Annotated in this window: 19 protein-coding genes and 2 tRNA genes; 7 read left to right on the top strand and 14 right to left on the bottom strand. The window is 70.2% G+C overall.

Annotated features, from left to right (window positions below):
- Positions 1 to 303 precede the first annotated feature (303 nt).
- Entirely contained in the window at positions 304 to 1,008 is a 705-nt protein-coding gene (locus JHAT_RS12580) for a DUF5324 family protein (protein WP_077798196.1), read from the top strand.
- A 106-nt stretch (positions 1,009 to 1,114) separates the two neighbouring features.
- Here the strand turns inward: JHAT_RS12580 and JHAT_RS12575 are convergent, their stop codons facing one another.
- Entirely contained in the window at positions 1,115 to 1,891 is a 777-nt protein-coding gene (locus JHAT_RS12575; RefSeq protein ID WP_077798195.1) for an isoprenyl transferase, read from the bottom strand.
- A gap of 421 nt (positions 1,892 to 2,312) precedes the next feature.
- Positions 2,313 to 2,385: transfer RNA gene (locus tag JHAT_RS12570), tRNA-Ala, on the bottom strand.
- A 179-nt stretch (positions 2,386 to 2,564) separates the two neighbouring features.
- On the opposite strand from JHAT_RS12570, the gene JHAT_RS12565 reads away from it, so the two are divergent.
- Together JHAT_RS12565 and JHAT_RS12560 are read left to right on the top strand one after the other, a co-directional pair.
- Positions 2,565 to 3,113, top strand: a complete 549-nt coding sequence (locus JHAT_RS12565) for a DNA-binding protein (RefSeq protein WP_077798194.1) — start codon at positions 2,565 to 2,567, stop codon at positions 3,111 to 3,113.
- 80 nt (positions 3,114 to 3,193) lie between these two features.
- Positions 3,194 to 4,663 carry a serine/threonine-protein kinase gene (locus tag JHAT_RS12560; protein ID WP_077798193.1) on the top strand — a complete coding sequence of 490 codons (1,470 nt, stop codon included), beginning with the start codon at positions 3,194 to 3,196 and terminating at the stop codon, positions 4,661 to 4,663.
- Positions 4,664 to 4,685: 22 nt separating this feature from the next.
- Here JHAT_RS12560 and JHAT_RS12555 read toward each other — a convergent pair whose 3' ends face one another.
- Positions 4,686 to 6,008, bottom strand: a complete 1,323-nt coding sequence (locus JHAT_RS12555) for a hypothetical protein (RefSeq protein WP_077798215.1) — start codon at positions 6,006 to 6,008, stop codon at positions 4,686 to 4,688.
- A gap of 145 nt (positions 6,009 to 6,153) precedes the next feature.
- Entirely contained in the window at positions 6,154 to 6,282 is a 129-nt protein-coding gene (locus tag JHAT_RS34980; protein ID WP_003999697.1) for a DLW-39 family protein, read from the bottom strand.
- A gap of 338 nt (positions 6,283 to 6,620) precedes the next feature.
- Here JHAT_RS34980 and JHAT_RS12545 point away from each other — a divergent pair, with 338 nt between their 5' ends.
- Entirely contained in the window at positions 6,621 to 6,995 is a 375-nt protein-coding gene (locus JHAT_RS12545) for a DUF6344 domain-containing protein (RefSeq protein ID WP_077798191.1), read from the top strand.
- Positions 6,996 to 7,303: 308 nt separating this feature from the next.
- Here the strand turns inward: JHAT_RS12545 and JHAT_RS12540 are convergent, their stop codons facing one another.
- The 10 genes from JHAT_RS12540 to dnaA all read right to left on the bottom strand — a co-directional run bounded on the left by JHAT_RS12540 (position 7,304) and on the right by dnaA (position 20,969).
- Positions 7,304 to 7,597 (bottom strand): WGxxGxxG family protein, encoded by a 294-nt coding sequence (locus tag JHAT_RS12540; protein ID WP_077798190.1) that lies wholly within the window; start codon positions 7,595 to 7,597, stop codon positions 7,304 to 7,306.
- Positions 7,598 to 7,987: 390 nt separating this feature from the next.
- Positions 7,988 to 8,061, bottom strand: a tRNA-Ile gene (locus JHAT_RS12535).
- A gap of 99 nt (positions 8,062 to 8,160) precedes the next feature.
- Complete coding sequence (locus JHAT_RS12530) at positions 8,161 to 8,874, bottom strand: DUF3566 domain-containing protein (protein ID WP_107481913.1); 714 nt, start codon at positions 8,872 to 8,874, stop codon at positions 8,161 to 8,163.
- A gap of 18 nt (positions 8,875 to 8,892) precedes the next feature.
- On the bottom strand, positions 8,893 to 11,487 hold the full coding sequence (gyrA, locus tag JHAT_RS12525) for a DNA gyrase subunit A (RefSeq protein ID WP_077798188.1): 2,595 nt from the start codon (positions 11,485 to 11,487) through the stop codon (positions 8,893 to 8,895).
- 42 nt (positions 11,488 to 11,529) lie between these two features.
- Positions 11,530 to 13,590 carry a DNA topoisomerase (ATP-hydrolyzing) subunit B gene (gene gyrB / locus JHAT_RS12520; RefSeq protein ID WP_171990857.1) on the bottom strand — a complete coding sequence of 687 codons (2,061 nt, stop codon included), beginning with the start codon at positions 13,588 to 13,590 and terminating at the stop codon, positions 11,530 to 11,532.
- A gap of 425 nt (positions 13,591 to 14,015) precedes the next feature.
- Positions 14,016 to 14,588 carry a DUF721 domain-containing protein gene (locus tag JHAT_RS12515; RefSeq protein WP_077798186.1) on the bottom strand — a complete coding sequence of 191 codons (573 nt, stop codon included), beginning with the start codon at positions 14,586 to 14,588 and terminating at the stop codon, positions 14,016 to 14,018.
- Positions 14,585 to 15,706, bottom strand: a complete 1,122-nt coding sequence (gene recF / locus JHAT_RS12510; RefSeq protein WP_077798185.1) for a DNA replication/repair protein RecF — start codon at positions 15,704 to 15,706, stop codon at positions 14,585 to 14,587. Before recF ends, JHAT_RS12515 begins: the two co-directional genes overlap by 4 nt.
- Positions 15,707 to 15,742: 36 nt before the next feature.
- Complete coding sequence (gene gnd, locus JHAT_RS12505; RefSeq protein WP_077798184.1) at positions 15,743 to 16,618, bottom strand: phosphogluconate dehydrogenase (NAD(+)-dependent, decarboxylating); 876 nt, start codon at positions 16,616 to 16,618, stop codon at positions 15,743 to 15,745.
- A gap of 188 nt (positions 16,619 to 16,806) precedes the next feature.
- Positions 16,807 to 17,937, bottom strand: a complete 1,131-nt coding sequence (gene dnaN, locus JHAT_RS12500) for a DNA polymerase III subunit beta (RefSeq protein WP_077798183.1) — start codon at positions 17,935 to 17,937, stop codon at positions 16,807 to 16,809.
- A 1,091-nt stretch (positions 17,938 to 19,028) separates the two neighbouring features.
- Positions 19,029 to 20,969 carry a chromosomal replication initiator protein DnaA gene (dnaA, locus tag JHAT_RS12490; RefSeq protein ID WP_253195474.1) on the bottom strand — a complete coding sequence of 647 codons (1,941 nt, stop codon included), beginning with the start codon at positions 20,967 to 20,969 and terminating at the stop codon, positions 19,029 to 19,031.
- Positions 20,970 to 21,375: 406 nt separating this feature from the next.
- Between dnaA and rpmH the strand changes: the two genes are divergently transcribed.
- Genes rpmH through yidD form a run of 3 tightly spaced genes read left to right on the top strand, consistent with a single transcriptional unit; the run spans position 21,376 to position 22,277 of the window.
- Complete coding sequence (gene rpmH, locus JHAT_RS12485) at positions 21,376 to 21,513, top strand: 50S ribosomal protein L34 (protein WP_003956500.1); 138 nt, start codon at positions 21,376 to 21,378, stop codon at positions 21,511 to 21,513.
- Positions 21,514 to 21,534: 21 nt separating this feature from the next.
- Positions 21,535 to 21,906, top strand: a complete 372-nt coding sequence (rnpA, locus tag JHAT_RS12480; protein WP_077798181.1) for a ribonuclease P protein component — start codon at positions 21,535 to 21,537, stop codon at positions 21,904 to 21,906.
- Complete coding sequence (gene yidD / locus JHAT_RS12475) at positions 21,903 to 22,277, top strand: membrane protein insertion efficiency factor YidD (protein WP_077798180.1); 375 nt, start codon at positions 21,903 to 21,905, stop codon at positions 22,275 to 22,277. The genes rnpA and yidD overlap by 4 nt, the downstream gene beginning before the upstream one ends.

Raw genomic sequence — 22,277 nt, 5'->3', positions numbered from 1 at the left:
CTGCCGGTTCGGGCTGCGGCCGGGTGGGCGCTCGGGGGAATCCGGGTGGGTACGCCCGGGTTGCGCGCGCGGGGGTCCGATCCGTGGCATTGTCGACGACAGGCTCTTGTTGCCCGGTATTCATCCGTTGTTGCCGTTGATCGTCTTTTGGTCGCATCTTCGGTACCCCGTGCCCCGGAGGGCCCGACGTCATCGCCCGTGACCCGGATGCTCGCCCTCACATGCCTGGCTGTGCGTCGGCAGGCATGATCCGTAAAAGGGTGGAAAGTCGAATTACCGTACGCCACCGAGGAGGAGGAACCCGTGACCCGCATCGACAGCGTGCGCGCCGCGACCGGTTCGGCGAAGGACAGCGTGCTGCACGCCGCGGAAGTGGTGGCGCCCTACGCCGACACGGCCAAGGACAGGGCCGCCCACTACGCACAGGAGGCGCGCGTACGGCTGGCGCCCAAGGTGTCGCAGGCCGCGTGCCAGGCCCGGCTCCAGTACGGCACGCATGTCGCGCCTCGTCTGGAGCAGGCCCGTACGTACGTGCCGCCGAAGATGGACCAGGCCGCTCACGAGGCCGCGGTCCGTACGCGTATGGCCGCCCGGCAGGCGGCCGACTACTCCCGACCGGTGATCGAGCAGGCGGTGGCCGCGGCCGGACCCGTCCGGGACGAGGCCGCCGCACGTGGTGCCGCCGCGCTGGCCGCGCTGCGGGGTCAGGTCTCGGCCGAGGAGATCCAGAAGCTGGCCCGCAGCCGCGAGCGGCGGGCGAGGACCGGCCGTGTCGTCAAGATCCTGATGGTGGCGGGAGCCGTCGCGGGCGGCGCCTTCGCGGCCTGGAAGTGGTGGGACAAGCAGGCCAACCCGGACTGGCTGGTGGAGCCGCCCGAGGCGACGGAGGTTCCCGAGAACAGCCGGCTGACGTCGGTGGACGGTACCGGCGGCTCGGTCCTCGACCCCGAGGTGCAGGCCAAGCAGGCCGAGGACGAGGTCACCGACGACGGTGACGAGCCGCGCTGACCGCTTCCGGGACGGGCGGGTACGCCACCTCTGTGCATCGCTGCGGGGCGGGAGACCTCCGGGTCTCCCGCCCCGCAGCGATGTTTCACGTGGAACGTGGGACGGTTCAGCGGCCGTAGCGGCGTTCGCGCAGGGAGTAGGAGCGCAGGGCGCGCAGGAAGTCGATCTCTCGGAAGTCCGGCCAGTAGGTCTCGCAGAAGTACATCTCGGCGTACGCAGACTGCCACAGGAGGAAGCCGGACAGCCTCTGCTCCCCGGAGGTGCGGATGATGAGGTCGGACTCGGACCGCGCCTTGGAGTACAGGTGCTTGGAGATGTGCTCCATGGTGAAGGTCTCGATGAACTCGTCGATGTCCCCGCCCCGGGCGCTGTGCTCCATCAGGGCGGAACGGACGGCGTCGACGATCTCCCGGCGACCTCCGTACCCCACGGCGACGTCCACCTTGGTCCCGCCCTGGCGCCCCTGGGTGGCCGCGGTGGCGGTCTTCAGCCGGCTCGCGGACTCGGCCGGGAGGAGGTCGAGGGCTCCGACGACCTCGACGCGCCAGGGGTTGCCGGGCGCGGCCAGCTGCTCCACCACCTCGGCGATGATGTCGATCAGGGGGGTGAGCTGGTCCTCGGGCCGGTGCAGGTTGTCGTCGGAGAGCATGTAGAGGGTGACGTGCTCGATCTCGGCGGAGTCGCACCAGCGCAGGAAGTCCAGCACCTTCGCGCCGCCGGCCCGGTAACCCTCTCGGGGGTCCTCGATGCCTGATTCCTTGGCCCATCGGCGGTTGCCGTCCAGCATGATGCCGATGTGCTGGGGGCGTGGGCGTCCCTCCAACTCCCTGAGCAGCCGCTTCATGTACAGCGCGTCGAGAGCGGCCCGTACTTTTGCCCGCATGCTCTACCCCTTTCACCTCGTCGGCAGCGACCGGACGGCTCCGGCGGCGGTGCGCCGCTTGGCACCGCCCCGCAGGGGTGTGGCGCTGGTGCCTTCTGGGGTGACGATATCAAGAGCAGACAGCGCCACCCGGGTTCCGATCGGTGGCCCCGCACACACTCCTTCCCGCCGGATCACAGGGTTCTGCGGCCGTTGCCGATCCGTCAGTTTCCCTTTCGGGAGCAGGGTTTGGTGGTCCTCCGCGCGCCGGGGCCGAGGGTGGGAGCCGTGTGCGGGGCCGGCGGCGGAAGACGGTCGCGAGCGCGGGGGCAGCGCCCCGGGCCGCGCCGGTCGGCGACCCGCTGCGCACGGTGGGTGACGACGCTGACGCGAAAAACCCGTCCGCTCTGGCGTTCGCGCAGGTCGGACGGGCTTTCGGGGGTGGAGCCTAGGGGAGTCGAACCCCTGACATCTGCCATGCAAAGACAGCGCTCTACCAACTGAGCTAAGGCCCCGGAGGAGACGTCCGGCCGGAGGATCCGCGTACCGGCGGGCGCCGCAGACAAGAGTACCGGGTCGCCCCCCGTATCTCACAAATGATTGGGGCTCCCGGCGAACGACCACGCTCCGTAAGATGCTCGGCGTGGTTCGCTGGAGCGAACTGCGGTTTTTGGGGAAGCGATGGGGAGACGCAATGGACGCCGCACAGCAGGAAGCCACCGCGAGAGCGCGGGAACTGCAGCGGAACTGGTACGGGGAGCCACTGGGGGCGCTCTTCCGCAGGCTTATCGACGACCTCGGTCTCAACCAGGCGCGTCTGGCGGGGGTGCTGGGACTGTCCGCGCCGATGCTGTCGCAGCTCATGAGCGGTCAGCGGGCGAAGATCGGCAACCCGGCGGTGGTGCAGCGGGTGCAGTTGCTGCAGGAGCTGGCGGGACAGGTGGCGGACGGCAGTGTGAGCGCGGCCGAGGCCGCCGAGCGCATGGACGAGATCAAGAAGTCGCAGGGGGGCTCGGTGCTCAGCAACACCACGCAGACGACGAGTGGTTCGGGAGCCCCCACGGTCAAGCGGGTGGTCCGTGAGATCCAGTCGCTGCTGCGTTCGGTGGCGGCCGCCGGCGACATAATCGACGCCGCGGACGCCCTCTCCCCGTCCCACCCGGAGCTGGCGGAGTTCCTGCGGGTGTACGGCGCGGGCCGCACCTCCGACGCGGTCGCGCACTACCAGTCGCACCAGAACTGACCCCCCGGGGCCCGGCCGGCGAAGGGCTCGACGGCCGGCCCCGTGGGGAGCGGCGCGAGGGGGAGGAGCGGCACACGGTCATGGGTGAGGTCTTCGCCGGCCGGTACGAGCTGGTCGATCCGATCGGCCGCGGAGGGGCGGGTGCCGTCTGGCGCGCCTGGGACCACCGTCGCCGGCGCTATGTGGCCGCCAAGGTGCTGCAGCAGAGGGACGCCCACGCGCTGCTGCGCTTCGTGCGTGAGCAGGCGCTGCGGATCGACCATCCCCATGTGCTCGCCCCGGCCAGTTGGGCCGCCGACGACGACCAGGTCCTGTTCACCATGGATCTCGTCACGGGCGGTTCGCTCGTCCACCTGGTCGGGGACTACGGACCGCTGCCGCCGGGTTTCGTGTGCACCCTGCTGGACCAGCTCCTGGCGGGTCTGGCGGCGGTGCACGCAGAGGATGTCGTGCACCGCGACGTCAAGCCCGCCAACGTGCTGCTCGAAGCCACCGGCAGGGGGCGGCCCCGGCTCCGGCTGTCCGACTTCGGCATCGCCATGCGGCTGGGGGACCCCCGGCTGACGGAGACCGATCTGGTGGTGGGAACGCCCGGTTACCTCGCGCCGGAGCAGATGATGGGCGCGGAACCGGACTTCGCCGCGGACCTGTTCGCCGTGGGACTGGTGGCCCTGTATCTGCTGGAGGGCGCCAAGCCGGACGCCAAGGCGCTCGTGCGGTACTTCGCGGAGCACGGCACGCCGCCGCCTCCGCAGGGGATTCCCGAGCCGCTGTGGCAGGTCGTGGCCGCGTTGTTGCAGCCGGACCCGGGGGCGAGGTTCCGCACCGCCACCGGGGCCCGCAAGGCGCTGGCCGCGGCCGCGGAGCTGCTGCCGCAGCCGGGTCCCGACGACGAACTGATCGAGGTCTTCGACCAGATCGGCCCGCTGCCACCGGGATTCGGCCCCGACGGACCGCTGCGCCCGGCCGCCGGAGCGGTCGACGTACCGACGGATCCGCGGCGGCCCACCACCCCGGCACAGGCCCCGGACAGTACGCCGACGCCACCGCCGGCGCCACCGTCGGCACCACCGCCGTGCGAACCCGGACCGGCCCCCGGACCCGTCCGGGGGCCCGGCGTGTCGGACACCGGGAGCTTCCCCCTGCCGCCCCCGCGGACCGCCGCCACGTCGGACCCCGTCCCCGCCCCGGCGTCCGGACCCCCGCTGCGGCCCGCACCCGCACCGCCGGCTCCCCCGCCGGCACGGCCGCGGCCCGATGTCCCGGACCCGCGGCACCAGTCCCCGTACGCGCCCCCGCCCCTCTCGCGGAACCCCGCACCGCAGCCGTGGCGACGCGCCGACGGGCCCACCGCCGCGTACACCGCCCAGACCGTGCGGACCCCGTGGCCCGCGCAGCCCCCGGAGGCTCCCCCGGCCCCCGCGGGGTCCCCCCAGCACCGTGCGGTGCGGCGCCGTCGTCCCGGCCCCCCGGCCCGGGTGGCGGTTCCGCTGCTGCTGCTCGCGCTGGCCTGTTACGCGGTGGGTTTCTGGGCGCTGGCCCGTATCTGAGGCGTGTATCCGCCGGGGCCCGTCAGACGGCTCGGCGCCGGGCCACGGCCGTCCACACGCCGAGCCCCGCCAGCAGGGCGCTGCCGGCACCGATCCCGCCCACCGCGAGCACCGTCATGGCGGTGCCGTCGTCCCGCGCCGTCGCGCCCGCCGACGCCGTCTGCCGGTCGTGGGCCGGGACCTCGAAGACGCCGTCGGGCACGGACCTCCCCGCGTACCCGGGCCCGGCCTGCGCCGTCCCTCCGTACCGCAGGCGCAGCACCAGCGGGAACGGGCCCTCACCGAAGTCGTCGGCCACCTGGGCCGCGAGGTGCACCACGAGGTAGTGGTCACCGGCGAACCGCATGCCGGTGACCCGGTCGTCGACGGCGTACCGGTTGGCGTACGCCACCGGTGGCACGGGAGCGAGGGCGGCCGTGACCTGACGGCCGGTGTACCCCTTGGCGGCGTCGACGACCTCGCCGCGCACGGGGTTGTGCAGGGCCAGGCGCAGCGCGCCGGTGGCGTAGCCGGAACCGCTGTCGGTACTGCCGAGTTCGGCGGCCGCGTACAGTTGCCGGCCCCAGTCGACGGGCACCTTGTAGAAGAGGGTCTGTCCGGGCCGGATGTCGTCGCGCCAGGCTCCCTGGCCGATGCGGGTGGCCCGGGCGAAGCCGCCGCCGCCCCGGAGGCGTTCGGGCTCGCCCGTGAGGGGTGCGGGCGAGGCGGAGTTCCATGCCTCGGGCGCCCGCGTGGCGCCGGTGCGTGCCGGGCGTGGCTCGGTGACGGCGGTGAGCTCCAGCTCCCAGGGTTCCGGTGGGGAGTCCTGGGGCCGTGACCGCTCGACGGTGACGTAGTAGGTGCCGGGCTCCTGGCAGCGCGTCCCGCCGGTGGAGATCGCGCGCACGCCCCAGGCCGTGACCGGGCGGGGGCTGCGGGCGGCACCGAAACTCGCGCTGTCCGACGAGCAGGTGCCGCCGTCGGCATCCTGCACGGACAGCCGGATGCCGTCGACCGCGGTGAGCTCGTCGCCCTCGTCGGGGACGGCGGTGGCGGAGACGTACGTGTCCGAGGCGGCGTCGAGTTCGAGCCGGTAGTGGAGCGTACCGGTCCTCGGCAGGGAGCTGCGGTACGTCGTGCCGGGTTCGAGGGCCGGGGCGTCCGCGGTGCCGCTCGCGCCGTCGACCCGGCGGGCGTCCTCGGCGAAGGCGTAGCCGCCCGGCGTACCGGCCGCCAGGGCCGTACCGCCCGGCAGGACGGCGGCGGTGGCGGCCAGCACCGCCGCCACGACGGCCGGACGCACCGGCACCGGCGGGCGACCGTGTCCCGACCCGGCTCGCCACCGGGCCCTGCACCACCGCACCATCAGCCGCCACCCCTCGCGCTCGCCGCCGCACGGACCGTGGCCCATCCTGCCGCGCGACCGGTGGCCTCCGCCCCCCGTCCGGGCAACACAAAACCCCGACCGTACCGACGGCCGGGGTCTGCTCAGGACCGGATGTCGGTCGTCCTCACGAACCCGTGGGCACGGAGTCGGTCGCCTCCGTCCACAGATCCTGCTCGGCGCGATCCGCCTGGATCTGGCGGTACACGAGGAGCCCGCCGATGGCGGCCAGTGCGACCAGGAGAAGCTTCTTCACCGCGCTACCTCGTCTTTCCTTGACGTAGGGGACCTCTGGCGCCCGACTATACACACCGGCCGATACCGATCGGTGACCTGAGTCGGCCCTCAACTGCCCGCCGCCGGAACCGAGTAGGTACGGACCGAGCTGTTCCGATCGGAGGGTGGTCACACCCTCACGGACGGTGACTTCCGTCCGGGCTCCTCCCGCTTCCGCACTTTTTCGGCCCGCTTGCGGCCGTACGGGTGGTGTTCATCTGAACAACGCCGCGCCACGGGCGTCGGTCCACCACTTCGCGGCCCTCATACACATCATGAGGAAAGTACGCAAATCGCCCGACCCGAAAGTGAGGGGCCATGGCCCGGAACAAGGTCATGAAGCTGTGGACCGCCATCGTCACCGCCTTCCTCGCGCTGTGCACGGCGCTCGGATTCGCCACGACCACCGCCTCGGCGGCCGTACCGCACACCGAGACGCACCGCAACACCGAGTCCGCGCCCGATCCGGCGCAGCCGGCGGCGGCAGCACCCTGGTCGTGGTCCCGAGCCGGAGCCCTGCCCCCCACGATGAAGCAGCGCATCCACGCCGAGGCCCACGGCAAGGCCCCCAGTTGCCGGCACCGCCCGCTCGCGGACGCGGCGTCGGCCCCCACGACCCTGCCGGCCACCGGCGCCCCGTGCGACACCGCCGACGTCTCGGCCCGGCAGCGTACCGTTCCACTCCAGCGCTGAGCGGTCCGGCGCGCCGCGCCCCCGCCATCCGACCCTGACGTCACGGCGTATTGCGTACGCACCGCACGCGAGAAACGGCCCGGCCGCTCGACAGAGCAGCCGGGCCGTCGCCGCGTGCACCCACTTCCCCCTACCGTCCCCCTACCCCGGTCGGTTCCAGCACCGCAGGCGCTCGTCGACGCCGCTCCACCTGGGCCACGCCGGTGAGAGCGGTGCACGGGGGACACGCCGTCGACCGGCTCCGTACACCCCCTGTGGGCGCCGGACACCGATGTGGGCCAGGAGGACGGTCCTGACGGGCGTCCGGCTCAAAGACGATCGTTCGGGTACGCGCCACCGGTCCCCGTGCCGCGACGGGTTGTCGTGTCGTGCGTCTTACGCCGACGAGGAATGAGACCGAGCAGACCCAGCAGACCGACGAGACCCCAAAGACCCCATCCCCCGTCGTCGTCGTCCTTGTTGTCGTCATCCTGCGCTTGGCTCTGGGCGGCCTGCACGGTGGCCGTCTGGGCCGCCACCGGCGTCTGCGCCTCCGCGGTGACCGCAGCGGGTCCCGCGAGGAGGGCGGCGGTCAGGAGAGCACTGATAGTCACGCGACGCATAGTTCCTCCTTGGATGACCCGAGAGAATGGGTCTTTTACCCATATCGCGTGATTCCGGAGAGGCGCGCAACCCCGGCAGGCGCCACAGCCCCTTCCGAAGCACGGTGGAGTCCATTTCCGGGGCCCCGCGTCCCGCAGGGACCATTGGGCCGAACGGGTGACCGGGGGAGCGCGCCACTGTACGAACGGCCTGGACGCCCCGGGGCACGTCTGCTCGGCTCTGCCCGACTCCAGCGCAGGACGGGAGAGGGGGCCTCCCGCACACGCCGTCCACGGACCGCTCCATGCGGCGATCGGCTCATGTCCTTCGGCCCCACCCGCATACGGGCGCGCGTAGGCACATGAACGTCGAAGACCCCCAGCCGATATCGGCTGGGGGTCTCTTCACTGTGGGGCTAACAGGATTTGAACCTGTGGCCTCATCCTTATCAGGGATGCGCTCTAACCAACTGAGCTATAGCCCCGCCGCGCTTTGCGGGGTGTGTCCCGCGCGCTGACTCCTGAAGATTAGCGCACGAGGCGGGCAGTCCCAAAATCGGTTGGCCCGGGACCGCCCGCACCGGTCACTCGTCCTCGGCGAGCGTCAGCTCGACCCCGCCGACGAAGCCGGCGGACAGGTTGTAGATGAACGCGCCGAGCGTGGCGAGCGCCGTCGCGAGGACCACGTCGATCACCGCGATGATCGTCGTGAACATCAGCACGTTGGGCAGCGACAGGAACGACTGCAGGTCGAAGCCGTTGGACTCGTTCGATCCGGTGGCCTCGGAGATCGTGCCGCCGACCGTCGAGAAGACGCCCATGGCGTCCATGACCATCCACAGCACGGCGGCGGCCACGATCGTGCAGATGCCGAGCGCGATGGAGAGCAGGAAGCTGACCTTCATCACCGACCACGGGTCGGCCTTGGCCACGCGCAGCCGTGCCTTGCGGACGCGGGGCGTGGTGCGCGCGCCGGTCCGCGGGCGGCGGGCGGCGGACGGGTTGCCGCCCTGGGTCTGGTAGGCCTGCGGCGGGTGGTACGGCCCGCCGGGCTGCTGGGGCTGCCGCTCCCCTGGCAGCGGCGAGGCCGACTGCCGGGTCTGCGGGCCTCTGGTGTCCGTCACAGTTCCCCCCTGGGATCCATGCGTGTCAGACGCGTGCGAGCCGGTCGCGCCGTCGTCGATCTTGCGCAGCTGAGTCGTGTGCGGATCCGTCGCACGCGCGGCGGAGCCACGGCCGCCGTCCGTCTCCGTACCCCTCGGGGTACTGGCCGATCCGGCGCCCGTGGCTCCGCTCACGATGACTCTCTCCTCGTGCTACTCGGCCGAGGGCACCTCACCCTCGTCCGTGCCGGTGGTCTCGGCACCCTCGGCGGTCTCGTCGACGACGACATCGCCGTCGACCTCCTCCGCCTCGCGTCCCGCCTCGGCGTTGCGCGCGATACCCACGACGGCATCGCGCTTGCCCAGATTGATCAGTTGGACGCCCATGGTGTCACGGCCCGTCTCCCTGACTTCGCTGACTCGCGTACGAATCACACCGCCCGAGAGTGTGATGGCGAGGATCTCGTCGCTCTCCTCGACCACCAGCGCGCCCACGAGCGTTCCGCGGTCCTCGACGATCTTGGCAGCCTTGATGCCGAGGCCGCCACGGCCCTGGACGCGGTACTCGTCGACGGAGGTCCGCTTCGCGTATCCGCCGTCGGTGGCAGTGAACACGAACGTACCGGCTCGAACAACATTCATCGAGAGCAGTTCGTCCCCTTCGCGGAAACTCATGCCCTTGACGCCCGAGGTGGCCCGGCCCATCGGACGCAGCGTGTCGTCCGACGCGGTGAACCTGATCGACTGTGCCTTCTTGCTGATCAGCAGCAGGTCGTCGTCGGCGGAGACGAGTTCGGCACCGATCAGTTCGTCGTCGGAACCGTCCTCCTGCTCGCGCAGGTTGATGGCGATCACGCCGCCCGAGCGCGGGGAATCGTAGTCCTTCAGCGACGTCTTCTTCACCAGGCCCGCCTTGGTGGCCAGGACCAGGTAGGGCGCCGCCTCGTAGTCGCGGATCGCGAGGATCTCGGCGATGGACTCGTCCGGCTGGAAGGCCAACAGGTTCGCCACGTGCTGGCCGCGCGCGTCCCGGCCGGCGTCGGGCAGCTCGTACGCCTTCGCACGGTAGACCCGGCCCTTGTTGGTGAAGAACAGCAGCCAGTGGTGCGTGGTGGACACGAAGAAGTGGTTGACGATGTCGTCTTCCTTGAGCTTCGCGCCCCGTACGCCCTTGCCGCCGCGCTTCTGCGCCCGGTAGTCGTCGGTCTTGGTGCGCTTGATGTAGCCACCGCGCGTGACCGTGACGACGATGTCCTCTTCGGCGATCAGGTCCTCGATGGACATGTCGCCCTCGTACGGGATCAGCTTGGTCTTGCGGTCCTCGCCGTACTTCTCGACGAGCGCGGCCAGCTCGGCGCTGACGATGCCGCGCTGACGGACCGGCGAGGCCAGGATCTCGTTGTACTCGTTGATCTTCGCCTGGAGTTCGTCGTGCTCCTGGACGATCTTCTGCCGCTCCAGGGCCGCCAGTCGCCGCAGCTGCATCTCGAGGATGGCGTTGGCCTGGATCTCGTCGATCTCCAGGAGGTCCATCAGGCCGCCGCGGGCGATCTCGACGGTGTCGCTGCGCCGGATCAGGGCGATGACCTCGTCGATGGCGTCCAGGGCCTTCAGCAGACCGCGCAGGATGTGGGCGCGCTCCTCGGCCTTGCGCAGCCGGAACCTCGTGCGCCGGACGATGACCTCGATCTGGTGGTTCACCCAGTGCCGGATGAACGCGTCCAGGGAGAGCGTGCGCGGCACGCCGTCGACCAGGGCCAGCATGTTGGCGCCGAAGTTGGTCTGCAGGTCGGTGTGCTTGTACAGGTTGTTCAGCACGACCTTGGCGACCGCGTCCCGCTTCAGCACGATGACCAGGCGCTGTCCGGTGCGCGAGGACGTCTCGTCGCGGACGTCGGCGATGCCGCCGATCTTGCCGTCCTTCACCAGGTCGGCGATCTTCTGCGCGAGGTTGTCGGGGTTGGTCTGGTACGGCAGCTCCGTGACCACCAGGCACTGGCGGTTCTGGATCTCCTCGACCTCGACGACCGCGCGCATGGTGATCGAGCCGCGCCCGGTGCGGTAGGCCTCCTCGATGCCCTTGCGGCCCACCACCAGGGCGCCGGTCGGGAAGTCGGGGCCCTTGATCCGCTCGATCAGCGCGTCCAGCAGCTCCTCGTGAGAGGCCTCGTAGTTCTCCAGGTACCACTGGGCACCGGCCGCGACCTCGCGCAGGTTGTGCGGCGGGATGTTGGTCGCCATGCCGACCGCGATACCGGCCGAACCGTTGATCAGCAGGTTCGGGAAGCGGGCCGGCAGGACGGTCGGCTCCTGGGAACGGCCGTCGTAGTTGTCCGTGAAGTCGACGGTCTCCTCGTCGATGTCGCGGACCATCTCCATCGACAGCGGCGCCATCTTGCACTCGGTGTAGCGCATGGCCGCCGCCGGGTCGTTGCCCGGCGAGCCGAAGTTGCCGTTGGAGTCGACGAGCGGCATCCGCATCGACCAGGGCTGGGCGAGGCGGACCAGGGCGTCGTAGATGGAGCTGTCGCCGTGGGGGTGGTAGTTGCCCATGACGTCGCCGACGACGCGGGCGCACTTGTAGAAGCCGCGCTCGGGCCGGTACCCGCCGTCGTACATGGCGTACAGCACCCGGCGGTGCACGGGCTTGAGTCCGTCACGGACGTCGGGCAGCGCGCGCGAGACGATGACGGACATCGCGTAGTCGAGGTACGAGCGCTGCATCTCCGTCTCGAGCCCGACGGGCTCGACACGCATCGCCAGGGCGTCGCCCTCGGGCGTCGTCACAGGGGTGTTCTCGTCGGTCATTGCTGGTGAAGGTCCTTCCTGGTGCGGTCAGCTGAGACCGACTCAGATGTCGAGGAAGCGGACGTCCTTGGCGTTGCGCTGGATGAACGCGCGGCGGGCCTCGACGTCCTCGCCCATCAGCACCGAGAACAGGTCGTCGGCCTGCGCGGCGTCGTCGAGCGTGACCTGGCCGAGCACGCGGTGCTCCTGGTCCATGGTCGTGATGCGCAGTTCCTCGGCGTTCATCTCGCCGAGGCCCTTGAAGCGCTGCACGGAGTCCTCGCGGATGCGCTTGCCGGCCTGGCGGCCCATCTCGATCAGCGCGTCGCGCTCGCGGTCCGAGTACGCGTACTCGAAGTCGTCCCGGCCCCACTTGATCTTGTAGAGCGGCGGGCGGGACAGATACACGTGCCCGGCCTCGACCAGCGGCCGCATGAAGCGGAACAGGAAGGTCAGCAGCAGGGTGTTGATGTGCTGGCCGTCGACGTCGGCGTCCGCCATCAGGATGATCTTGTGGTAGCGGAGCTTCTCGATGTCGAAGTCCTCGTGCACGCCCGTGCCGAACGCGGAGATCATCGCCTGGATCTCCTGGTTCTGCAGGATCCGGTCGATGCGCGCCTTCTCGACGTTGAGGATCTTGCCGCGGATCGGGAGGATCGCCTGGTACTGCGGGTTGCGGCCGGACTTGGCCGAACCGCCGGCGGAGTCACCCTCGACGATGAAGATCTCGCACTTGGTGGGGTCGTTCGACTGGCAGTCGGACAGCTTGCCCGGCAGCGACGCCGACTCCAGCAGGCCCTTGCGGCGCGTCAGGTCGCGCGCCTTGCGCGCCGCCACGCGCGCGGTGGCCGCCTGGATGCCCTTGCGGACGATGTCCGCCGCCTCGTTCGGATTGCGGTCCAGCCAGTCGGTCAGGTGCTCGTAGACGACCTTCTGGACGAAGGTCTTCACCTCGGTGTTGCCCAGCTTCGTCTTGGTCTGGCCCTCGAACTGGGGCTCACTCAGCTTCACCGAGATGATCGCGGTCAGACCCTCGCGGATGTCGTCACCCGTGAGGTTGTCGTCCTTCTCGCGCAGCAGCTTCTTGTCGCGCGCGTACTTGTTGATCAGCGAGGTGAGCGCCGCGCGGAAGCCCTCCTCGTGCGTGCCGCCCTCGTGCGTGTGGATGATGTTGGCGAAGGAGTACACGCCCTCGGTGTAGCCGCTGTTCCACTGCATCGCGACCTCGAGGGACAGGTTCTTGTCCTTGTCCTCGGCGTCGAGGTCGATCACGGTGGGGTGCACCAGCTCTCCCTTGCGGGAGTTGAGGTACGTCACGAAGTCGACGATGCCGCCCTCGTAGTGGTACGAGACGCTCTTGACCTCGTGCTTCTCGTCCTCGCCCGCCTCGTCCGCACCGGCCGTGGCCTTCGCCGACTCGCGCTCGTCGGTGAGGTTGATCTTCAGGCCCTTGTTGAGGAAGGCCATCTCCTGGAAGCGCCGGGAGAGCGTCTCGAAGGAGTAGTCGGTGGTCTCGAAGATGTCGCCGTCGGCCCAGAAGGTGACCGACGTGCCGGTCTCCTCGGTGGCCTCGTGCCGGGCGAGCGGTGCCGTGGGGACGCCCAGCTTGTACTCCTGCGTCCAGCGGTAGCCGTCGGTCCTGACCTCGACGGCGACCCTCGTGGAGAGGGCGTTGACGACGGAGACGCCCACACCGTGCAGACCACCGGAGACCGCGTAACCGCCGCCGCCGAACTTGCCGCCCGCGTGCAGCACGGTCAGCACGACCTCGACGGCCGGCTTGCCCTCGGAGGGGACGATGCCCACCGGGATGCCGCGGCCGTTGTCGACGACCCGGACACCGCCGTCGGCGAGGATCGTCACGTCGATCGTGTCCGCGTACCCGGCCAGCGCCTCGTCGACGGAGTTGTCCACGACCTCCTGCACCAGGTGGTGCAGACCGCGCTCACCGGTCGAGCCGATGTACATACCAGGTCGCTTGCGGACCGCGTCCAGGCCCTCGAGGACGGTGATGGCACTGGCGTCGTACGAGGCGGGAGCCTCGCCTTCGGCGGTGCTCACCGGGTCGTTCAGGCCGGTGTCGGTGGACGGGTTGTTCTCGTTGGGGTTGCCGGAATCGGCCACGAAGCGCCCTTTCTGGCACAGCACGAGCCGGGCTCGTCGGCGGGTTGCCGGAGCGGCTGCGGCATGTTGCGTTGGTAAGCCTTGATCAGCATTGCTCAGCTTGTCCCGGACGGTCCCCACGTTCGGGGCGGGATTGTCTTCCATTCTACCGGTAGCACTGACACTGATGGGGGTTTGCCGGTGCCTGAGTTCGCATGTGCCGCCCTGAACGAGGCTCGTCCTACTCCCGATATACGGGAGGGGGCCTCAAGAGGCTCACAACGGCACTCAGCGCTTCGAGGTGCCAACCCTTGGCTACTTGGGAGTCAGGACGGGATTCGCAACCGTGTGCGATGGCGCGACGAAACGGGCCCCGGCGACCCGCACCGCCCGCCGAAGCCCGAAAATGTGATGTACCTCACCAACCCGCAACGCGGGCGGACAGGTCACCCGTAGGTGTCCCCCGGCCCCCTGCTGCCCGGCGCACGCAGCGGACCGTAACGCCGCGCGCCGCTCCCCGGCCCACCCGGACCGAGCACCTTGATCACCCGCACCGAACCGTGCCCGAGGTCCTCGTTGAGCCGGGCCACCAGCGTCGGGGCCAGCAGCCGCAGGTTCGTCGCCCAGGCCGTCGAGTCGCACCGGACGACCAGCACCCGCTCGTCCTCGTCGTACCGCTCCGGCACACAGTGCTTGGCCACGTCCTCGCCCACGATCTGCGGCCAGCGGCCCATCACACCGCCCACCGCCGCCGGCGTCTCCCACCCGCGCTCCGTGATCAGCCGGTTGATCGCCGAACCCAGCGCCATCGGATCACGGCCGTCGGCGCGCGCACCGGACCGCAGCCCGCCCCGACGCGCCTGCCGCTTCTGCTGCGCCGCGTCCCCCCGCGCACGCGCCGCCTCCCGCGCGGCCCTCAACGCCACCCGCGCCAGGTCCACACCGGACGGCTCGGGTGTCCCGCCGCCCGTGCCCCGATCGCCCCCGGAGTTCCCGGGAACCGGCCCGTCCACGCTCATACGCGCTCCACCGTCCCCTCCGCCACGGCGAACCGCGCCCCCGTCAGCACGTGCGGCACGTCGTCGTCCACCGCGGCGGTCACCAGCACCTGCTCCCCGGGCGCCACCAGCTCGGCCAGCCGCTCCCGGCGACGCGCGTCCAGCTCGGCGAAGACGTCGTCGAGCACCAGCACCGGCTCGTTGCCCTCCGCCCGCAACAGGTCGAACGACGCCAGACGCAACGCCAGCGCGTACGACCACGACTCGCCGTGGGAGGCGTACCCCTTGGCGGGCAGCTGACCGAGCTTCAGCAGCAGGTCGTCCCGGTGGGGCCCGACCAGCGTGACCCCCCGCTCGATCTCCTGCTTCCGGACCTCGCCCAGCGCGGCCATCAGCTGCTCGTAGAGGTCCTCGCGCGTGTGCGCCTCACCGGGCGCCGACGGCTTGTACTCCAGCAGGACCGGACCTCCGCCCGGCGCCAGCTGCTCGTACGCCTTGTCGGCCAGCGGCTGCACCGCGGCGATCAGGTCCAGACGCTGCGCCAGCAGCTCGGCGCCCACCCGCGCCAGGTGCTGGTCCCACACGTCGAGCGTCGACAGGTCCATCGTGCGGCCACCGTGCCGGCGGGCGAGCGCGGCCGACTTCAACAGGGTGTTGCGCTGCTTGAGAACCCGGTCGTAGTCCGAGCGCACCCCGGCCATGCGCGGGGAACGGGCGGTGATCAGCTCGTCGAGGAAACGGCGCCGCTCACCCGGATCGCCCTTCACCAGGGCGAGATCCTCGGGCGCGAACAGCACGGTCCGCACGATCCCCAGCACATCACGTGGCCTGACCTGCGACGACCTGTTGATCCGTGCCCGGTTCGCCTTGCCCGGGTTCAGCTCCAGCTCGACCAGTTGCTGCCGCTCGCCCTGCCGCACCTGCGCCCGGATCACCGCCCGGTCCGCGCCCATGCGCACCAGGGGCGCGTCCGAGGAGACCCGGTGACTGCCGAGGGTGGCCAGGTAGCCGACCGCCTCGACGAGATTCGTCTTCCCCTGCCCGTTGGGGCCGACGAAGGCGGTGACGCCCGGGTCCAACGGGACCTCGACCCGGGCGTACGAGCGGAAGTCGGCCAGCGACAGATGCGTGACGTGCATGGTCGTTCGCCGACCTCCCCAACCTTCGGGTGTTGCCTACTTCTTCTCCACCGCGTGACCGCCGAACTGGTTGCGCAGCGCGGCGATCATCTTCATCTGCGGCGAGTCGTCCTGCCGGGACGCGAACCGCGCGAACAGCGACGCCGTGATCGCCGGCAGCGGCACCGCGTTGTCGATCGCGGCCTCCACCGTCCAGCGTCCCTCACCGGAGTCCTGTGCGTAACCGCGCAGCCCCTCGAGGTGCTCGTCGTCGTCGAGGGCGTTGACCGCCAGGTCCAGCAGCCAGGAGCGGATGACCGTGCCCTCCTGCCAGGAGCGGAAGACCTCGCGGACGTTCTCCACGGAGTCGACCTTCTCCAGCAGCTCCCAGCCCTCGGCGTAGGCCTGCATCATCGCGTACTCGATGCCGTTGTGGACCATCTTCGCGAAGTGGCCCGCGCCCACCTTGCCGGCGTGCACGGCACCGAAGTCGCCCTCCGGCTTGAGGGCGTCGAAGACCGGCTGCACCTTGGCGACGTTCTCCGCGTCGCCGCCGTACATCAGCGCGTAGCCGTTCTCCAGTCCCCAGACACCGCCGGAGACGCCGCAGTCCACGAAGCCGATGCCCTTGGCGGCCAGCTCCTCGGCGTGCTTCTCGTCGTCCGTCCAGCGGGAGTTCCCGCCGTCCACGACGACGTCGCCGGGCTCCAGCAGTTCACCCAGCCGATCGACGGTGGCCTGGGTGGGCTCACCGGCCGGGACCATCACCCAGACCACGCGGGGGGCGCTGAGCTTGCCCACAAGCTCTTCCAGGCTGTGGACGTCCGCGAGATCCGGATTGCGGTCGTATCCGACGACGGTGTGGCCCGCGCGGCGGATCCGCTCGCGCATGTTGCCGCCCATCTTGCCGAGGCCGACGAGACCGAGCTCCATCAGTTGCGTTCCTTAGGTCTGCGAGGTGGCGTGGCGGCACGCCCGCACCCGGCGGATGCGTACCGCGGCACTTTCGTACCCGCGTACGACCCTAAACCCGGACCCTCGTGCACAGCTGTGGGCATACGCGCTCAGGCGTACGCCCACGGCCGGGACTTCGTCCTCACCCTGTGGACAGCCGGACGGCGTCAGCCGCTCAGCCGCACCGGCATGATCAGGTACTTGTAGGCCTCGTCCGCCTCGGCGTCCACCGCGGGCCTGCCGCTGAGCAACGCCGGCTTCGTGGACGTCGTGAAGGACAGCTGGGCCACCGGGGAATCGATCGCGCTCAGACCGTCCAGCAGGAACGTCGGGTTGAAGGCGATCGAGATGTCGTCGCCCTCCAGCTGGGCGTCGACCCTCTCCACAGCCTGTGCGTCGTCGCTGGAGCCGGCCTCCAGGATGAGCACGCCCTGCTCGAAGCTGAGCCGCACCGGAGTGTTGCGCTCGGCGACCAGGGCCACGCGCTTGACGGCCTCCACGAAGGGGGCGGTCTCGATCACGGCGACGCTGTTGAACTCCGTCGGGAAGAGCGTCTTGTACTTCGGGAGGTCGCCCTCCAGCAGACGGGTCGTCGTCCGGCGGCCCGCGCCCTCGAAACCGATCAGACCCTCGCCCGCACCCGAGCCGGACAGCGCCAGGATCACCTGGTCTCCGCTGGTCAGCGCCTTGGCGGTGTCCAGCAGCGTCTTGGCGGGCACCAGGGCGACCGCGGAGGCCTCCGGGTTCTCCGGCTTCCACAGGAACTCGCGGACCGCGAAGCGGTAGCGGTCGGTGGAGGCCAGCGTCACCGTGTCGCCCTCGATCTCGATGCGCACACCGGTGAGGACGGGCAGCGTGTCGTCACGGCCGGCGGCGATGGCGACCTGCTGCACGGCCGCGGAGAAGACCTCGCCGGGGACGGTGCCCGTGGCGTTCGGCATCTGCGGCAGGGCCGGGTACTCCTCCACAGGCAGGGTGTGGAGGGTGAAGCGCGAGGAACCGCAGACCACCGTCGCCCGTACACCGTCTGTGGAAATCTCCACCGGCCGGTTGGGCAGGGCGCGGGAGATGTCGGCGAGCAGCCGGCCGGAGACGAGGACCGTGCCCTCCTCCTCGACCTCGGCCTCCACCGACACCCGCGCGGACACCTCGTAGTCGAAGCTGGACAGGCTCAGCTGCCCCTCCTCGGCCTTCAGCAGCAGGCCCGCGAGGACCGGCGCCGGCGGACGGGCCGGGAGGCTGCGTGCCGCCCAGGCCACTGCCTCCGCGAGTACGTCGCGTTCCACCCGGATCTTCACTGTTGCCGCCTCCTGCTGTTGCCGGCGCTTCTCGCCCTGCTTCGCCTTCGTCGTCTGACCCGGTGTCGCCGGCCCCGGTCAGGGCAGAACACCGGGGACCAGTCTGACGCACCGCACTGACAGTAGGTGCCCTCCGGGGTCAAGTCGTGACGAGGGGCGGTCGGGCTCGAGAGAGCGAGTTGTGCACAGGCCCCGCTTCGAAACGAATGCCGCTCTCTCTCTAGTCGGGAGTAGTAGTAGGGCCTGTGGATACGGTGGATAACCGCGTTTGCACAGGTCAGAGCAGGAATTTTGTCCACGGGTCCTGTGGGCGGAGCCGGTGGACAACCAGGGGTCTCTGTGGAGAACAGAAAGTTCTGCACACACCGTGCACAGGGGAGGGTGACTTCTCCCCAGCGCAGTCCCCAGGTTTACCCGCCTTTCCCACAGCCCACTCCTGCACGTTGATGTGACGCCTTTCACTCGGTGGAGTGAGAAGCCGCGCCGAGTTGCCGAACAGTGGACAGAGGTGTGGAGAAGCTGGTGATCACTGGGGACAACCGGCTTCGGTCTGTGGGTCGCCCGTGGACAACTTGACGCACGAGTCGGAGGCCTCTTTGCTGTCCACAGCTTGTGGATAACTTTTGTCCACGGATCCACAGGGGACTGACCTGCCCTGATCATTCCTCACCACCCCAGCCTGTGGACAAGATCGGGACAACTTCCCGATCCCCAAGGTGTGGAGGGGAAGAAGTCGCCGAATCTGTGGACAGAGGCCGTAACCCGGCGGGCATTCGAACAGCGGAGGGCCGGGGCACGGTCGGTGCCGAGGGCTTCCCGGCACGGTTCGCGGGCCCTGCGCCGTGTCCGGGGGCTCTCTGCGGTCGTGTCTGAGGCCCCGCGGTCGTGTCTGAGGCCCCGCGGTCGTGACCGGGGACCCCTGTGGTCGCGTCCGGGGCTCCCCGTGGCCGCGCCCGGAGCTCCTGCAGCCGCGTCCGGAGCTCCTCGTAGCTACGTCCGGTGCTTCCCGCACCGCGTCCGGGCATGGGAAAGGCGCCCCCAGAGCTCTCCAGGGGCGCCTCCAGGCGCGTGCCGGCCCGTGCCGGCGGCCGTCAGCCGTTCTTGATGCGGTTGGTCAGCTCCGTCACCTGGTTGTAGATGGAGCGCCGCTCGGCCATCAGGTTGCGGATCTTGCGGTCGGCGTGCATCACCGTGGTGTGGTCCCGGCCTCCGAACAGCGCACCGATCTTCGGCAGTGAGAGGTCCGTCAGCTCGCGGCAGAGGTACATGGCGATCTGGCGTGCCGTGACGAGGGCGCGCCCCCGGGAGGTGCCGCACAGGTCCTCGACGGTGAGGCCGAAGTAGTCGGCGGTGGCGCCCATGATGGCCGTGGACGTGATCTCGGGGGCCGAGTCCTCGCCGCCGGGGATCAGGTCCTTCAGGACGATCTCGGTCAGGCCCAGGTCGACCGGCTGCCGGTTGAGCGACGCGAACGCGGTCACCCGGATCAGCGCGCCCTCCAGCTCGCGGATGTTGCGCGAGATGCGGGACGCGATGAACTCCAGCACCTCCGGCGGGGCGTTGAGCTGTTCCTGTACCGCCTTCTTGCGCAGGATCGCGATGCGCGTCTCCAGTTCGGGCGGCTGGACGTCGGTGGTCAGGCCCCACTCGAAACGGTTCCGCAGCCGGTCCTCGAGCGTGACCAGCTGCCTGGGCGGCCGGTCGGAGGACAGGACGATCTGCTTGTTGGCGTTGTGGAGCGTGTTGAAGGTGTGGAAGAACTCCTCCTGCGTCGACTCCTTGTCCGCCAGGAACTGGATGTCGTCGACGAGCAGGATGTCCATCTCGCGGTAGCGCTTGCGGAAGCTGTCGCCCTTGCCGTCGCGGATGGAGTTGATGAACTCGTTGGTGAACTCCTCGGAGCTCACGTACCGCACGCGCGTGCCGGGATAGAGGCTGCGCGCGTAGTGCCCGATCGCGTGGAGCAGGTGGGTCTTGCCGAGGCCGGATTCCCCGTAGATGAAGAGGGGGTTGTAGGCCTTGGCGGGCGCTTCGGCGACGGCTACGGCCGCCGCGTGGGCGAAGCGGTTGGAGGCACCGATGACGAAGGTGTCGAAGAGGTACTTCGGGTTCAGGCGTGCGGTGGGCTCGCCGGGGCCGGCCGCCGGTGCGGGCTGTGCGGCCAGCGGGCCGGGGGCTCCGGTGGCCGGCCCGGGGCCGACGGGTCCGCCGCGGTGGACGTGGCCGGAGCCGGGCGGCGGCTCGGGGAGCTCGCGCCGCGCGCCGCGCTGGTCGTAGTCGGCGCGGGGCTGGTCGTAGTCGCCGCGCTGGGCGTCGTACGGGGGGCGCTCCGGCGACTGCGGGCGGCGGTCCTGGGGACGGCGCTCCTGCGGGTAGGAGTCCTGGGAGTAGCCGTCCTGCGGGTAGGAGCCCTGCGGATAGCCGTCCTGCGGCGGCGAGGGGTAGGTGTCCTGGGCGGGCGGGCCGTACGAGTCCTGCGGGGACGAGGCGTACGGGTCACGCTCCGGGAAGCCGAGGCGCTGCTGCTGCCAGCCGTAGTCGTCCTGCTGGGACGGGCGGGGCCAGGAGCCGGGCTCGGGGCGCTGGTACTCCTGCGGGTAGGCGGGACGGGCGGTGGGGAGCTGGTCGGACCGGTGGCGGCCGTACGTCTCGTAGTCGTCGCGGTTGTGGGCTCCCTGGCCGCTCTGGCCTCCTCCGTTCCCTCCCTGGCCGGGGGGCGGGAGCTCGGGCTCCTCGTAACGCGGCTGGGGGCGGGCGGGCGGCGCCGGCGGGGTGGGCGACTCGCCCGCGGTGTCGTCGACGGTGATCGCGATGCGGATGGGGCGGCCGCACTCCCGGCTCAGCGTCTCGCTGACGACAGGGGCGAGACGGCCCTCGAGGACGCCCTTCGCGAATTCGTTGGGCACGGCGAGGAGAGCGGTGTCGGCGACCAGTGCCAGGGGCTGGCAGCGGCGGATCCAGTGCTCGTCCTTGGATTCGACTCCTTGTCCGCGGCCTTCTCCGAGGAGCTGCTCCAGTACGCGTGGCCACACTGCGGCAAGATCGGCAGGTACGTCAGCCACAGGGCACGCTCTCTCACGAGTCCCTCGAAGGTGTGCTTCGGGGACGGGTCGGGATGAAACTCGGGTGGTCAGGGATAAGGGAACGAATCGGAGTCCAGCCACGGTAGTCAGCGCGACCGGTAGGGTTCAAGTTGTTGTCCCCAGCCTGTGGACAAGTGTGCCTCGGTCACCTCTGGTTTGACCGAATGGCGCAGTCTCACGTACCGTAACCAGGTCGAGTTGTCGATGGCTGCTGCCGCCTGCCTCCGATGGGCACAGGTCACGTCCAAGGTGATCGAAAAAGCGGTGCACTCGGGCGTGACGAGAGCTACTCGTGGGCGCACGGTGACAGCCAGGACGGCACCCCGCCAACCCCGATTCTTTCTGGAGCCCCCGAGTGAGCAAGCGCACCTTCCAGCCGAACAACCGTCGTCGCGCGAAGACCCACGGCTTCCGGCTGCGTATGCGCACCCGTGCCGGCCGCGCGATTCTCGCGTCCCGCCGCAGCAAGGGTCGCGCCCGTCTGTCCGCCTGATCCCGGTCAGGTCATGACGTCGTGCTGCCCACCGAGAACCGGCTGAGGCGGCGCGAGGACTTCGCGACCGCGGTACGACGAGGCCGCCGGGCCGGCCGCCCGGCTCTCGTCGTCCACCTTCGAAGCGGTGCCACGGACCCGCACGCGCCTGGGGAGAGCGCTCCCCCGACACGTGCGGGTTTCGTCGTGAGCAAGGCCGTGGGTGGTGCGGTGGTCCGCAACAAGGTGAAGCGCAGGCTTCGCCATCTGATGCGGGACCGGATCGACCTGTTTCCCCCCGGTAGCCTGGTAGTCGTACGAGCGCTGCCCGGTGCGGGCGACGCCGACCATGCACAGCTGGCCCGAGACCTGGATGCCGCCCTGAAACGGCTGCTGGGAGGGGGCGCGCGATGAAGTACCCGCTGCTGGCTCTGATCAAGCTGTACCAGTGGACGATCAGTCCGTTGCTGGGGCCGGTGTGCAAGTACTACCCGTCGTGTTCCCACTACGGCTACACGGCCATCGACCGGCACGGTGCCATCAAAGGGACGGCACTCACCGCCTGGCGCATTCTGCGGTGCAATCCGTGGTCGCTGGGCGGGGTGGACCATGTTCCGCCGCGCAAGCGCCCGCGGTGGCACGAAATGCTGCGTGACGCCTGGCGCGCACGCAGGGGCGGGCCCTCCGCCGCCGAACCGGCCATCGAAGGACAGGCTTCTCCGACGAGTCCGTCCGGTCCTTCGAGCCCGGCCGCAGAGACCCAGTCCCATGCCCAAGGAGCATGA

Origin of the sequence: Streptomyces sp. JHA26 (assembly GCF_002005565.1) — a bacterium.
Classification (GTDB): Bacteria; Actinomycetota; Actinomycetes; order Streptomycetales; family Streptomycetaceae; genus Streptomyces.
This window is presented reverse-complemented; position numbering and strand designations above follow the sequence as displayed.